The following is a 12,054-nucleotide window of genomic DNA, read 5'->3' as shown; positions in this document are numbered from 1 at the left end:
CGCGTGGAATTATTATCGGCAAATGGCCAGTGACGCGGTCCGCTACCCGCGCCTGCTGTGGCCTGACCATCTGCGCGCATAAAGTAAATTCCGCCTTAACAGCGACCAGCCGAGTCTCCGGAGCGCCGAACCGTGTCTGCCGGGGCGGTGGTCTGCCGATTACTCTGTGGGTAAGCGGTTGCGTATGCGGCCTGTGGCCTCCAGATTACCCGGTACTGTGGCAGCCCCTTATCATGACAGCCGGATTCGAGCCGTGCTTGGTCCGACCAATACCGGAAAGACCCATCTGGCGATTGAGCGCATGTGCGGCCATGCGAGCGGCGCCATCGGCTTTCCGCTGCGGCTGCTGGCGCGCGAGGTCTATGACAAGGTCTGCGCGATCAAGGGTGCAAGCCAGGTTGCGCTGATAACGGGTGAGGAGCGGATCGAACCGTCGGGCGCGCGCTATCTGCTGTGCACGGTGGAGGCGATGCCGAGGGACGGCGGCAACCGCGCCTTCGTGGCGCTGGACGAGGCGCAGCTGGCAGCCGACCGGGAGCGCGGGCATATCTTCACCGATCGCCTGCTGCATGCGCGCGGGCGGGATGAAACCATGCTGCTGGGTGCGGCCACGCTCGAGCCAATGGTCAGGGCGCTGGTGCCGGGTGTGGAAGTGGAGGAAAGGCCGCGCTTTTCCACCCTCAGCCATGCCGGTTCCACCAAGCTTTCCCGCTTGCCGCCGCGCAGCGCCGTCGTCGCCTTCTCGATCGAGCAGGTCTATCAGGTGGCCGAGTTGCTGCGCCGTTTTCGCGGCGGGGCGGCCGTGGTGATGGGCGCGCTCAGCCCGCAAACGCGCAACCGCCAGGTGGAATTGTTCCAGTCGGGAGAAGTGGACTACATCGTGGCGACCGATGCCATCGGCATGGGCCTCAACCTCGATGTCACCCATGTGGCCTTCGCCTCGCTCTCCAAATTTGACGGCGTTCGCCAGCGCAGGCTCACGCCTGCGGAGATGGCGCAGATTGCCGGACGCGCCGGTCGCCATCACCAGGACGGCACTTTCGGAACCCTGTCGGGCGGGCGCGGCAAGGAGCCGCTCGAATTTACCGAGGAAGAAATCTACGCGATCGAGCAGCACCGCTTTGCGCCGATCCCGCGTCTGTTCTGGCGCAATCCCCAGCCGCGCTTCGATTCCATCGACACGCTGATCGGCGATCTGGAAATTTCCCCGGAGGTGCCGCAACTGGCACTGGCGCCCGAAGCCATCGATCTGGCGGTGCTGAAAAGGCTGGTGGAAGATCACGCGCTGACCGCTGACGTCAGGACGCCGGGTCAGGTCAGGCGCTTCTGGGATGCGTGCCAGCTGCCCGATTTTCGCCAGCAGGGCGCGGACATGCACGCGCGCTTCGTGGGCCGCTTGTGGCGCGATTTGCGCCAGGGCCATATCGGCGCGGATTATGTCGCCGCGCGCATTTCGGAACTGGGCGAGGTGCGCGGCGATATCGATGTGTTGCAGGGCCGCCTGTCAGCCATCCGCAGCTGGGCCTATATCTGCCAGCGGCCCGACTGGGTGCTGGCGCGCGATGAAATGGCGGACCGCGCACGGGCCGTGGAAGCCAGATTGTCCGACGCATTGCACCAGAGGCTGACAGAACGTTTTGTCAATCGCCGCACTGCTGTATTGATGAAGTCGATGGGAAAGGATGCTGCATTGCTGCGTGTGGAATTGGCCGAGGATGGACAGGTTAAGGTTGAGGGACAGGTGATAGGCCATCTCGATGGTTTTCGCTTCGTGGTCGATGCCGATGCCGGAAAGGAAGACCGCAAGCTGATGCTGGCGGCGGCGGAAAAGCACATGCCGCAATTGCTGGCGCAAAAGGCGCAGGCGCTGATCGCGCAGGAACTGGGGGAGCTGAACATTGCCCACGGCGCGATCATGCGCGCCGGCAAGCCGGTGGCACAGCTTGAGCGCGGCAAGACCCCGACCCGCTTCCGCATCGTGCTGGCAAAGGAGCTGGTCGCTCTGGACCATGCGCACCGCGCGCGTTTGAGCGAGGCGCTGGAGCTGTGGCTGGAAGCCCAGATGGCACCGCTCGCTCCGCTGCGCAGCCTGGAACAGGCGGCGCAGGACCCCGATGCCGGTAGCGAGGTGCGCGCGCTGCTGCTGACGCTGGTTGACCGCAACGGCACCGTGCAGCGGGAATCCGCCGGCCTTGCAGCAATCCCCAAGGAAAAGCGGCCCTATATGCGGCGTCTTGGCGTCACCATCGGGGCGCTGGATGTATTCGTGCCCGCGCTGCTCAAGCCCGGTCCCCGGCAGTTGATGCGGGAACTGGGGATTGACCGGCGTCCGCTCAATCCGAACATGGAAGCGGTGATAGAGGCGCCTAGGCAGATCCCCGCGGGTTATCGCCGCGCAGGCCGGCAGGCGATCCGCATCGACATGGCGGAAAAGCTTTTTCGCGCCGCGCATGACCAGCGCGGTAAATCCAGCGGGCGCGGTTTCAGCGTCGATTCCGCGCTCGCCACTTCGATGGGCTTGCAGGCGGACAGTTTCGAACGGCTGATGCGCGACGCCGGTTTCCGGGCTGGCGAGCAGAAGCAACTGGCGGAAGGTGTGTTCGGCCCGCCCCGCCCCAGGCCGTGGAGCTGGCGTCCGCCGCGCAAGGACAGCCAGCCGCGGCCGGACAGGCAGGCCAGCAAGCCCGTCGCTGTCAACAGCGTGTTCGCCGGCCTGGCGGACCTGATCGGCTGAGCCTGTCCACAGATGCGGATCGACCTGCTGCTGTGCCGCCTGCGCTTCTTCAAAAGCAGATCATTGGCGCAGCGTATGATCGCGCAGGGTCATGTTCGCCGCAACCGGGTGCGTGTGACCCGCGCGGATCAGGCGATTTTTGCAGGCGATGTCCTGACCCTGCCGCTGGGTGCATCTGTGAAGGTGATAGAAATCCTTGCTTTACCCATCCGGCGCGGTCCTGCAGCGGAGGCACAATCCTGCTACCGCGAGCTTGACGCTGGCGCTTCAATCGCCGTAGCAGACATAATTCGGCGCCCTCTAGTGGACCAGTTTGAAGGGAATACGCACACATGACCTATGTCGTCACCGACGCCTGCATCAAATGCAAATACACCGATTGCGTCGAGGTCTGTCCGGTTGATTGTTTCTATGAGGGGGAGACCATGCTGGTCATCAATCCTTCGGAATGCATCGATTGCGGCGTTTGCGAACCCGAATGCCCGGCCGAAGCAATCCTTCCCGATACCGAGAGCGGGACCGAGAAGTGGCTTGAGCTGAACACCAAATACTCCGCCGAATGGCCCAATATCACCGAACGCAAAGACGCGCCTGCCGATGCTGATGAGCACAAGGGCGAAGAGGGCAAGTTCGAGAAGTACTTCTCCCCGGAGCCCGGCGAAGGCGACTGATTCAGCGCCGCGCCGCGCCTGTTCCACACCACTGCTGCCCGCCATCACACCGCTGATTGGCGGGTCTTGTGCTGTTGTTCTGCAGGGCTGGCATTTATGTTACGAATCTGTTATATAATTGCCCAATCGCCCGTATCGCTCAAGTGAAACGGGTGGATAGGAAGGCAGGTCTCCCCCTCTCAGCGTCATGACAAAGGAATACCGGCTGCCGGTGGGTCGTGCAGTCCGATGGTTCCGTGTCGCTGAAAAAGAGATCTGACCGGCAACGAAAGGAATGTTCATGGCAACCAATGCGCCAGCCTTCGATGTAGGCGATTACGTTGTTTACCCCAAGCACGGTGTTGGCCGTGTGATCGAACTGCAGAGCGAGGAAATCGCCGGAATGCAGCTCGAACTGTATGTTTTGCGTTTCGAGAAGGAGCGCATGACGCTCCGCGTTCCCGTCAACAAGGTTGAATCGATCGGAATGCGCAAGCTTTCCAGCGACAAGACGCTGAAGGAAGCGATGGAAACCCTCAAGGGCAAGCCCAAGGTAAAGCGGACCATGTGGTCACGCCGTGCCCAGGAATATGAAGCCAAGATCAACTCGGGTGACCTGGTGTCCATCGCCGAAGTGACGCGCGACCTGTTCCGTCCGGAAGACCAGCCGGAACAGTCCTATTCCGAGCGTCAGATCTTCGAGGCGGCATCCAGCCGCCTGGCACGCGAGCTCGCAGCAATGGAGAAGACCGATGAGCCGACAGCGCTCACCAAGATTCTCGAAGTGCTGAAAGAGCATGCGCCGCAATATTACGACAACACTGAAGACGCCTGACGGGAGCCTAAGGCTACCACAAAGGCACAAAGGGGCCGCTTCGCACCGCCGAAGCGGCCCTTTTTGCATCCAAACGAGACGCCGCGACCAAACGCTGGAACCACTCGACAAGCGCATTTGTTTGCCGCACTCCTTTCGTGTATCAGTGCGTTAATACACAGACACGCAGGTCAGGATTCGCTATGAACGGCAAAGATTTCGAAAAGATGTTCCGCACTGTCGGTCCACTGGTGGCGATGGCCGCGATGAGCGGCGTCATGGCGGCCGGACGCAAGAACAGGAAATTTGAATTCGACTGGGGCCACGGCCCGGATTTCGGCAAAGGATTCGGCAAAGGATTCGGCAAAGGTTTCGCCAATGGTTTTGGGCCCCGCAGTGGTGTGCCTCTCGCTGACCTGGAGATGGATGGCGATGTGCCGGAGGCGCTGGTGCTATCCGGGGCGGACAATGTGGTGGTGACGCGCGGCGATGACTTCAGCATTGCCATCCAGGGGGATGATGAGGCGAAGGATACACTCCGCTTCCGCTTGCAGGACGGTGCGCTGCACGTGGCCAGCGACAACAGCAGCCATGGCGGCGAAGGCATCGCCACTGTAACCGTCACCATGCCCGCTCCGCGCAAGCTCACCATCGCCGGTGCAGGTAAAATCACTGTCGATGGTCTTGCCGAAGATGCCGAGGTGGTGATCGCGGGGTCCGGAAGAATTCGCGCGCATGACCTGAATGTAGATCGGCTCGACGTGTCGATCGCGGGGTCCGGAAAGTTCAAGGCTGACGGCACCGTGCGCGCACTCTTCCTGACAGTGGCTGGCAGTGGCAGCGGCAAGCTTGGCGAATTGATGGTGGAAGAGGCGGAAGTCACCATCGCCGGATCGGGCAATGCAGTCTTTGCCAGTGACGGCGAAGTGAAGGCGCGGTTGATGGGTTCGGGCAATGTCACCGTGCGCGGATCGGCGCGCTGCCGGGTGCACGCGATGGGTTCGGGCAGTCTGGTGTGTGAGCCGCGCAAGGACAAGCCGGCCTGATTTCGCCGCCATTCATTGCCTGATAACGCAGGGCAGGTCATGATCGGGCCAAGTTCCAGTTCTACAGGACCCGCCCATGCGTGCCGCAACGCTAGTCTTTGCCGCCATCGCCCCGCTGCTGCTGGGTGGATGCCTGGCCAGTGCCGCAGTGGATCTGGCTACCGCGCCCGTCCGCGTTGCCGGAAAGGCGGTGGACCTTGCCACCACCAGCCAGTCCGAAGCCGATGAAGCGCGCGGGCGCGAAATCAGGCGGCGTGAGGAGCGGTTAGGCCGCCTGCAGCGCCAGTATCAGGATCTGGCCGAGGATTGCAGCGATGGTGAAGACAATGCCTGCCGCGAGGCCCTTGCCGTGCGCCGGGAAATGGACGCGCTGATGCCGGGCATTCCTGTTGAACAGGCCGAGTAGCCCCTAGGCAGCAGCCCGCTTCAGCCGGTCATTGATCGCTGCGCCAATGGCATCGCGCGGAACAGGCGCAACGGCAATGCGCGGGCGGGATGACGCCGCAGCTTCATGCAGGCAGGCATAAAGCCGCGCCGCCGCCTGAGCCAGATCGCTCGATGGGGACAGGTTGGAATCCCCCTCCACATCGCCAAAGCCGATCAGATACTCGTCGTCCGTCGCGGTCAGGGCGTTGAGGCGCAGCGGCTTGCCGGGCGAATAATGGCGCGCCATCTGCCCCGGTGCCTCTATGCCCGCCACGGATTCCACCGGGGCAGAGCCAAGCGCTGCCTCCAGCTGGGCCCGGGTAATCGGCCCTTCGCGCAGCAGGCTCCACATCCCCCCGTCACGTAAGGCGACAATGGTCGATTCCAGGCCTCTGGGACATTCGCCGCCATCCACAATCCCGGCAATCCGGTCCCCCAGCGATGCGGCGACGTGCGCGGCACTGGTGGGGCTGATGCCCGTGCTGCGATTGGCAGAGGGGGCCGCAAGCGGCAGCTCCAGCCGTTGCAGCAGGCTGCGCGTCAGATCATGCGCGGGCATGCGCAGCGCAATGGTGGAAAGTCCGGCGGTCACCGCGGGCGCGATCTCGGCTCCCGGGTTCAGCGGCAGCACCAGCGTGAGCGGTCCGGGCCAGTATTGCGCCGCCAGCGCCTCTGCCCGCGCATCGAAACGGGCGATCCGGCGGGCCATTTCCAGCGAAGAGACATGCACGATCAGCGGGTTGAAGCTGGGCCGCCCCTTGGCGCGGAAGATGGCCGCAACCGCATCCTCGCTGTCCGCCCGCGCGGCCAGGCCATAGACCGTCTCTGTCGGCACGGCGACGATCTGCCCTGCGCGGAGCAGCTCTTCGGCGCGGGCAAGTCCGCTTTCATCGCTTGGCAGGATGTTGCTCATGGCGCGGCGCTATCGCGCCAGGCAATTCCTGCCAAGCCTATTGCACACTTCCCGGCACATGGAAGCTGGCCGGATCGGGCCGCGCGATGGCCACTTCTTCGGGCACGGGCAATTGCGGAATCCAGCCATAGGGAATGCGATAGGCGCGGTAGATCGAGTTCAATCCGCCATAACCCTCGCTTGGTCCGTTCATATATTCCCACACGATGTCGCCTTCGCTGGTGACTTCGAAAATCCGCCCCGGTGCGCCTTCGGTGATCAGCGTGTTGCCGTTCTCCAGCCTCTGGGCGGAACTGATGTTGAAGCTGTAGAAATTGGCGTTGGCATAGCTCCACACCACTTCCAGCGTGACCGGATTGATTTCCAGCACGCGCGATCCCGGCCGCTGCATCACCGCATTGCCGTTGGGGGAGACCGCAGTGGGATCGCCATAACCGGCAGATCCGCCATTATCGAACACCAGCAGGTTTCCGGCCCCGGGCAGGCCAATCGGAATCAGATGCGCATGGTGCTGGCCGATGATCTGGCCGATCGCCTGTTGTGCCAGCGAATCGCTGAAATCCGGGCCGATCCGCCACACCACGGACCCGTCCCGCGCAATGATGGCGATGACATTGGCCTGCCTGCTGGAAATGATCACATTATCGGGATTGAACCGCTCATCACCGGCATCGAACCAGCGATTGGGCCCAAGATAGGTGGCGGAATTGACGTGGAACCAGTCAAATGCGTCCCTTTGCGCCAGACGGCGAATGGCGGTGCGGGCGGCCACATCAAAGCCCAGCTCGTCCACATGCTGCGATGCGCGCCATTCCCAGATGATCTCATTACCGGCGCTCAGCTCGATCAGCCGGTCATCTTCCAGCACGATATCGGCAATCGTATCATCGGTCAGGCTGGAATGGGTCAGCAACAGCTTGCGCGTGCCCTCCAGCGTGGGAGAGATGCCGGGTGACGGGTAGCCTGCGGGGAAATTGGCCAGTTGCCAGTCATGGTGCTGGCGGCCGCTCATGACCTGCTCGCCGTCTATCTCGATCGCTTCGGACTGGTGGTATTGCCACAGCTGCGTGCCGCCAAAGTCCTGCGCGATCATGGCGCGCGATTCCTGGTGGCGGGGAAATGTCCCCGTCGGCCCCACGGCAATTCCGCCCGGCAATACGCGCGCAGGCCCGCCGGAGGAGACGTTGAAGCCATCCCAGCGCTTCACCACGCGGCCATTCATGTCGATCACGATCACCGCCGGCGTACCAAGGATGGAAAGGACGGTGTAACCGCCCTGCGCCTGCTCCGGATCGTAGATCGTGGTACCGGTGGGATAGACGCTGGGCGCGGCCAGCATCGGCGATCCCAGCGCCAGAGCAGCCAGACCGGTAATGCATGCACCCAGCACGCGCAGGACCCTGCGTTTCATAATTTCCCTCCCCCATGTCCGGCCCCGCGCGTGTTATCGCGCCCTCATCCCGTCAGGGCCTGTGGGCATGTTGTAAGACAATGGCGAGCAGGTGCAATCCACTTGGCGGCTTGACGAGTGGGCGGTGAAAGCGCGAGGCAGTGCGGATGAGCAAGACCAATGACCTGCTGGCCCGCATTGCGCAGGCGCTCGAGAGCGCACAGGCACCGCAACACCCTCCTGCCGACTGGCTGGCCGCGCCCGCCTATGTCTGGAACGGATCGGCGCGCGCGGTGGAACGGATTGACGCACCGGCGCTGGCGCTGCTGCGCGGGATCGACCGGCAAAAGGCCATCGCGGCCGACAATGTGGCGCGGCTGGCTGGCGGCCATGCAGCGCATGACATGCTGTTGTGGGGCGCACGCGGCATGGGCAAGTCCGCCCTGATCCGCTCCGCCGTGAAGGAGGCGCAGGCGGGCGGCGGCGGCATCGCGCTGGTGCAGGTGACCACCGATGCACTGGCAACTCTGTCTGCCCTGTTTGCCAGTCTGGCGGGGGTGGAGCGCAATTTCCTGGTGTTCATCGACGACCTGGGTTTTGCCGAGGGCGATTCGGTTGGCCCGCGCCATTTGCGCAGCTGGCTGGATGGCGGGGTGGAGGCACGTCCGGCCAATGTCAGGCTGGCCGTCACCTCCAACCGCCGCGCCATCCTGTCCCGCCATGCCAGCGAGCAGGACGATCCGCTCAATCCGCGTGACAGTGTGGATGACAGCCTGGCGCTGGCCGATCGCTTTGGCCTGTCGCTGGGCTTCCACGCCTGCTCGCAGGACGATTACCTCGCCATATTGCGCGGTTATGCGGCGGAATATGCGCTTGATCTGGATGAGGCCGAGGCGCTGGAATGGGCCAAGCGGCGCGGCGCGCGGTCCGGACGCACCGCATGGCATTTCATCACCGAACTGGCCGGACGGGCCGGAAAGCCACTCGGCTGACGCGTCTCAGAAGTTGCCCGGCAGCAGATCGACCGGCGGGTCATCGAAGGCGCGCGCCGGATCGCCGTTCAGCTCTCGGCGCGGCGGCAGCGGTTCACCGCGATTGCGCACGGGCACTGCGGTTGCAGCAGCAGCCGGATTGGTGACCCGCCAGATGATGTTACCGGTGTCATCGCTCACCAGCAGGGCGCCGGTCCGGTCCCATGCCACCCATGTGGGGCGGCCATGCGTCTTGCCCTCTCCCGCCAGGAAGCTTTCCAGCACCGTCACCGGCTTGCCGAGCGGATTTCCGCGCTCATCAAAAGCGACGTAAACCACGTCATAACCGGCGGCAGGCTTGCGGTTCCACGATCCGTGGCGGGCGATAAAGGCACCCTGGCTGAACTGTTCGCCCAGCATCGTGCCGCCTTGCGTAAAGACAAGACCCAGAGGTGCCACATGCGCGCCCAGCGCGAATTCAGGCGTGCGGGTATATTCGGTGAGGAATTGCGGCATCGGCGCCTCAACCCGCTCGTCGATCACATCGTTATAATAAACCCACGGCCAGCCGTAATTGACGCCCAGCGGCACGTTGGTCAGGTAATCAGGCACCAGGTCCGACCCCAGCTGGTCACGCTCATTCACCGTGGTCCACAGCTCTCCGCTCCACGGGTTCCACGCCAGTCCATTGGGATTGCGCAGGCCCCCGGCATAGACGCGGGAGGAGCCGTTTTCGAGGTTGAGTTCGTGAATGGCGGCGCGGCCCAGTTCGATATCCATCCCGCCTTCACCGATGTTGGAGGCCGAACCGACCGCGACATACAGCAGCGTGCCCTCATCGTTGAGGATGATGTTGCGCATCCAATGGTTGCCCGCGCCGGGCAGGTCCATCAGCTTCTCCGCCTCGCCGGAAACCACGTTGGCGCCTTCGGCATAATCGAAGCGCAGCACCTCATCGTGGTTGGCGATGTAAAGGTTGCCGTCACGCCAGGCGATGCCCGACGGAGAATCGAGATCATCGCGCAGGACGTGCTGTTCCTCCGCCACGCCGTCACTGTCCGCGTCGCGCAGCAGCACCAGCTTGTTCGGCGATGGGACCGCAGCGCCTGCCTGGCTGAACAACAGGCCGGCAATGAAATTGGTGATCGCATTACCGCCTGCGACAACGCGTTCGGGTGCGTTGGAGAGCGTTACCAGCACATCGCCATTGGGCATGGTGTAGATCACGCGCGGATGCTCCAGCCCTTCGGCAAAGCGGGTGACGACCAGCCCGTCGGCGGCGGCAGGTGCCTCGCCATCTTCCCAGCCGATCGGCCTTGCCACACCCACGGTGGGAATGGTCTGCGGATCGGGCTCTGCCAGCACAGGGTCCGTGCCCGACGTTTCCTCAATCGTGTATTGCGCGGTATCCCCGCGGGTCAGCCACCAGAAGGCGGCACCGACCACGATGGCAAAGGCGAGGATGAAGATGACGATGTTTCTGATAATGCGCATGGACGATGAAATAGGCGCTGCGACGCCTTGCGGCAAATGCTTTGGTCGCTAGAGGCGTTGGAATGTATGATTTTCGCCCCGCCCCCGGCCTTCCCAAAGCCGATCTGTACCGCGATCTGCTGCAGGCTGCCGATGCGCTGACGAGCGGGGAAAGCGATGGCGTGGCCAATATGGCCAATGTCGCCGCCCTGCTGTGGGAAATGCTGCCCGATGTGAACTGGACCGGCTTCTATCGCCTGCTTGATGGTGAGCTGGTGCTCGGCCCCTTTGCCGGACGGCCCGCCTGCATCCGCATTGCGCTGGGCGTGGGCGTCTGCGGCGCTGCCGCGGCCAGCGGAGAGACCCAGCTTGTCGCCGATGTGCATGCTTTTCCCGGCCATATCGCCTGCGACGCGCAAACGAAGTCCGAGCTGGTCGTGCCCGTCATGCGGCAGGGCCGGGTGATCGCCGTCATCGATCTGGACAGCCCCCTGCCCGCGCGCTTTGACGCAGAAGACGCGGCGGCCATGGAGCAACTGGCCGCACTCCTCTCTGACCGGATCTGATTTCAGGGCCATTTGCCCCGTTTCGGGACAGCGCACCGCACAGGCTTGGGAACAGGCCCCTCCACATATAGTAAACACCGGCTTAATTCCGCTCTGTTCGCGCGGATTCGCTATGTTTGAGGGGCATTTCCCATGTCGAAGTACATTGCCGTCCTGACCGCCACTGCGTCGCTCGCGGCCATTGCCGCACCCGCCATGGCGCAGGAGAGCCCGCTCGATGATCGCTATATCGAGATCGCGCAGGCTGGCACTTATGATGGCGAGTGGGAAGGCAACTGGCAGGATCAGGACAGCTACACCGGCGAATGGGAAGGCACTTACGCTGACGAGGACGGATATGTCATCGAGACGCAGTATGAAGGCACCTGGAACGGCGAAGAGCAGGACGAACGGCCTGTATATCAGGACGGCAGGCACCGCATGGGCCGTCCCCGCATGGATGGTCACCACATGGATGGTCACCACATGGGTGGACGCCGCCCCGGCCCGCGTTTCGCCTATTCGCTGGCAGAGCGTGAGGAATGGCTGGCCCAGTGCCGCGCGCTCCGCAATGACGGCTATGATCGCCGCCCGGTCTATTATGAAGAAGAACGCGAGAATAATGGCGGCCTTCTGGGCGGCCTGCTGGGCGCAGTTGTCGGCGGCATTGCCGGCAACCGGATCGCCGATGGTGAACGCCTTGCCGGCACGCTGATTGGCGCTGGCCTTGGCGGCATTGCCGGCGCGGTGATCGGTTCGGCCATCGGCGAGGACAAGGACGATCACCGCATCGTCTACGCGGACGATTTCGAAGACGAAAAGCCGCTGATCGATTATTGCGAGGCCTATCTGATCAATTACGAGCGCGGCTATGGCCCCGCACAGACAGCCCGGATCGCCTATGCACCGGTCATGATGATGCCTGTCGCCTCCGGAATGCAGAATTTTGGCCGCGGCGGCCGGCCCATGATCCACCGTGAGATCGTGATCGAGGAACCTCGCGAGGAGACAGCAGCTCCCGCACCGCGCAGGGTCATCCGCCGCGCCGTTGAAGCTCAGCCCTCCAAGCTTCAGGAAATCAAGTAAAGGCTT

12 protein-coding genes are annotated in these 12,054 nt (G+C 63.4%); 9 read left to right on the top strand and 3 right to left on the bottom strand.

The features are described from left to right. Window positions 1–184 precede the first annotated feature (184 nt). The 6 genes from GRI32_RS07680 (at window position 185) to GRI32_RS07655 (ending at window position 5,650) form a co-directional block, all read left to right on the top strand. Entirely contained in the window at window positions 185–2,734 is a 2,550-nt protein-coding gene (locus tag GRI32_RS07680) for a helicase-related protein (protein ID WP_160590823.1), read from the top strand. A gap of 12 nt (window positions 2,735–2,746) precedes the next feature. Beyond that, window positions 2,747–3,070, top strand: coding sequence for a S4 domain-containing protein (locus tag GRI32_RS07675; protein ID WP_160590821.1), 324 nt, complete (start codon window positions 2,747–2,749; stop codon window positions 3,068–3,070). Beyond that, window positions 3,067–3,405, top strand: a complete 339-nt coding sequence (gene fdxA, locus GRI32_RS07670) for a ferredoxin FdxA (protein ID WP_160590819.1) — start codon at window positions 3,067–3,069, stop codon at window positions 3,403–3,405. The genes GRI32_RS07675 and fdxA overlap by 4 nt, the downstream gene beginning before the upstream one ends. A 280-nt stretch (window positions 3,406–3,685) precedes the next feature. Continuing rightward, the gene (locus tag GRI32_RS07665) at window positions 3,686–4,219 is read left to right on the top strand and encodes a CarD family transcriptional regulator (protein WP_160590817.1); all 534 of its coding nucleotides are present in this window, start codon (window positions 3,686–3,688) and stop codon (window positions 4,217–4,219) included. A 182-nt stretch (window positions 4,220–4,401) separates the two neighbouring features. Further along, window positions 4,402–5,244 carry a head GIN domain-containing protein gene (locus tag GRI32_RS07660; RefSeq protein WP_160590815.1) on the top strand — a complete coding sequence of 281 codons (843 nt, stop codon included), beginning with the start codon at window positions 4,402–4,404 and terminating at the stop codon, window positions 5,242–5,244. A 76-nt stretch (window positions 5,245–5,320) separates the two neighbouring features. Beyond that, window positions 5,321–5,650, top strand: coding sequence for a hypothetical protein (locus GRI32_RS07655; RefSeq protein WP_160590813.1), 330 nt, complete (start codon window positions 5,321–5,323; stop codon window positions 5,648–5,650). Between the two features lie 3 nt (window positions 5,651–5,653). Here the strand turns inward: GRI32_RS07655 and GRI32_RS07650 are convergent, their stop codons facing one another. Together GRI32_RS07650 and GRI32_RS07645 are read right to left on the bottom strand one after the other, a co-directional pair. Further along, window positions 5,654–6,583 (bottom strand): L-threonylcarbamoyladenylate synthase, encoded by a 930-nt coding sequence (locus tag GRI32_RS07650; RefSeq protein ID WP_160590811.1) that lies wholly within the window; start codon window positions 6,581–6,583, stop codon window positions 5,654–5,656. A 37-nt stretch (window positions 6,584–6,620) separates the two neighbouring features. Continuing rightward, a complete protein-coding gene (locus GRI32_RS07645) occupies window positions 6,621–7,994 on the bottom strand; it encodes an aryl-sulfate sulfotransferase (protein WP_160590809.1) in 1,374 nt (457 codons plus the stop codon). Between the two features lie 146 nt (window positions 7,995–8,140). Between GRI32_RS07645 and GRI32_RS07640 the strand changes: the two genes are divergently transcribed. Further along, a complete protein-coding gene (locus GRI32_RS07640; RefSeq protein WP_160590807.1) occupies window positions 8,141–8,965 on the top strand; it encodes an ATP-binding protein in 825 nt (274 codons plus the stop codon). A gap of 6 nt (window positions 8,966–8,971) precedes the next feature. Here the strand turns inward: GRI32_RS07640 and GRI32_RS07635 are convergent, their stop codons facing one another. Then, on the bottom strand, window positions 8,972–10,438 hold the full coding sequence (locus GRI32_RS07635; protein WP_160590805.1) for a PQQ-dependent sugar dehydrogenase: 1,467 nt from the start codon (window positions 10,436–10,438) through the stop codon (window positions 8,972–8,974). Between the two features lie 62 nt (window positions 10,439–10,500). Here GRI32_RS07635 and GRI32_RS07630 point away from each other — a divergent pair, with 62 nt between their 5' ends. Both GRI32_RS07630 and GRI32_RS07625 read left to right on the top strand, forming a co-directional pair. Continuing rightward, window positions 10,501–10,983, top strand: coding sequence for a GAF domain-containing protein (locus GRI32_RS07630; RefSeq protein ID WP_160590804.1), 483 nt, complete (start codon window positions 10,501–10,503; stop codon window positions 10,981–10,983). Window positions 10,984–11,115: 132 nt separating this feature from the next. Next, on the top strand, window positions 11,116–12,048 hold the full coding sequence (locus GRI32_RS07625) for a glycine zipper domain-containing protein (protein WP_237437441.1): 933 nt from the start codon (window positions 11,116–11,118) through the stop codon (window positions 12,046–12,048). The last annotated feature ends 6 nt before the right edge of the window (window positions 12,049–12,054 follow it).

Source organism: Alteraurantiacibacter aestuarii (assembly GCF_009827405.1).
Taxonomy (GTDB): Bacteria; Pseudomonadota; Alphaproteobacteria; order Sphingomonadales; family Sphingomonadaceae; genus Alteraurantiacibacter; species Alteraurantiacibacter aestuarii.
Note: the sequence above shows the minus strand (reverse complement) of the source record. Positions and strands in the feature narration are given on the sequence as shown.

Coding starts and splice junctions, on each gene's coding strand:
- GRI32_RS07680 (WP_160590823.1), top strand. CDS start 185: ATGCGGCCTGTGGCCTCCAGATTACCCGGTACTGTGGCAGCCCCTTAT.
- GRI32_RS07625 (WP_237437441.1), top strand. CDS start 11,116: ATGTCGAAGTACATTGCCGTCCTGACCGCCACTGCGTCGCTCGCGGCC.
- GRI32_RS07660 (WP_160590815.1), top strand. CDS start 4,402: ATGAACGGCAAAGATTTCGAAAAGATGTTCCGCACTGTCGGTCCACTG.
- GRI32_RS07630 (WP_160590804.1), top strand. CDS start 10,501: ATGTATGATTTTCGCCCCGCCCCCGGCCTTCCCAAAGCCGATCTGTAC.
- GRI32_RS07650 (WP_160590811.1), bottom strand. CDS start 6,583: ATGAGCAACATCCTGCCAAGCGATGAAAGCGGACTTGCCCGCGCCGAA.
- GRI32_RS07635 (WP_160590805.1), bottom strand. CDS start 10,438: ATGCGCATTATCAGAAACATCGTCATCTTCATCCTCGCCTTTGCCATC.
- GRI32_RS07675 (WP_160590821.1), top strand. CDS start 2,747: ATGCGGATCGACCTGCTGCTGTGCCGCCTGCGCTTCTTCAAAAGCAGA.
- GRI32_RS07640 (WP_160590807.1), top strand. CDS start 8,141: ATGAGCAAGACCAATGACCTGCTGGCCCGCATTGCGCAGGCGCTCGAG.
- GRI32_RS07645 (WP_160590809.1), bottom strand. CDS start 7,994: ATGAAACGCAGGGTCCTGCGCGTGCTGGGTGCATGCATTACCGGTCTG.
- GRI32_RS07655 (WP_160590813.1), top strand. CDS start 5,321: ATGCGTGCCGCAACGCTAGTCTTTGCCGCCATCGCCCCGCTGCTGCTG.
- GRI32_RS07665 (WP_160590817.1), top strand. CDS start 3,686: ATGGCAACCAATGCGCCAGCCTTCGATGTAGGCGATTACGTTGTTTAC.
- fdxA (WP_160590819.1), top strand. CDS start 3,067: ATGACCTATGTCGTCACCGACGCCTGCATCAAATGCAAATACACCGAT.